Source organism: Salinisphaera sp. SWV1, assembly GCF_052044155.1.
Taxonomy (GTDB): Bacteria; Pseudomonadota; Gammaproteobacteria; order Nevskiales; family Salinisphaeraceae; genus Salinisphaera.
Map to the genome: position 1 here is coordinate 1 of NZ_JBQDYE010000098.1, position 1,094 is coordinate 1,094.

Here is a 1,094-nt window from a genome sequence, read left to right on the forward strand (position 1 = left end):
ATCGCATCGTTGACCGCCACCCCGGTCGGGAAGCCGTTGAACAACACCCGCCCGGCGCGCCGCGACAGTGCCGTGACGAGTGGCTTGTGCCGGGCGATCTCGGCGTCGTCGCCGGTCACCGTTGCCGTCAGCTGGCCGTTGATCGCCCGCGCGGCGGCCTCGAGTTCGTCGGCGCTGTCCAGCTCGACCACCACCGTGCTCGGGCCGAACACCTCTTCCATCAATGGCTGGGCGTCGTCGAACAATACCGACTTGTCGGCCATGAACAGCCGCGCCGCCGCCTGGTTCGATTCGGCGGAGCCGGCCACGACTTCCCGCACGCCGTTCAGGCCTTTCAGACGTTCCACCCCATGCTGGTAGTTATCCAGCAGACCATGGTTCAGCATCACCTGGCCCGGCTTGCTCCTGAGCGCTTCGCCGAGGGTTTCGATGAAGGCCGTCATCGCGGGCGACTTCACCCCGATGATCACCCCGGGCCCGGTACAGAACTGGCCGGCCCCGAGACAGACCGAGCCGGCCAGGCCCTCGGCGAGTTCGGCGCCGCGGGCCTCGATTGCGGCCGGCAGCATGAACATCGGGTTCACGCTCGACATCTCGGCATAGACCGGGATCGGCTCCTCACGCTGCGAGGCCAGATCGAACAGCGCCCGGCCCCCCGTTTGCGAGCCAGTGAAGCCGACCGCCTTGATCGCCGGTTCCTGCACCAGCTGCGCGCCGACCATGCCGCCGAAGATCATGTTGAAAGTGCCGGCCGGCATGCCGGATTTTTTCACCGCCGCCTCGATGGCGTTGCCCACCATCTCCGAGGTGACCATATGCCCCGGGTGTGCCTTGACCACCACCGGGCAGCCGGCGGCAAAGGCCGACGCGGTATCGCCGCCGGCGACCGAGAAGGCGAACGGGAAATTGGAGGCGCCGAACACCGCCACCGGGCCGAGCGCCTGCTGGATCTGGCGCAGATCCGGGGCGGCATCGGTGGCGGTATCGATGCGGGCGCCGAGATAATCCCCACGGCGCAGGACCTTGGCGAACAGCCGCAGCTGACCCGTCGTTCGGCCGACTTCGCCGGTCAGACGTTTCTCGGGCAGGGCGGT

At 68.0% G+C, this 1,094-nt stretch carries 1 protein-coding gene; it reads right to left on the reverse strand.

Annotated features, from left to right (window positions below; genetic code table 11):
• A partial coding sequence (locus ACS8YF_RS19575; RefSeq protein WP_440851768.1) for an aldehyde dehydrogenase (NADP(+)) occupies positions 1-1,094 on the reverse strand: 1,094 nt, incomplete at both ends.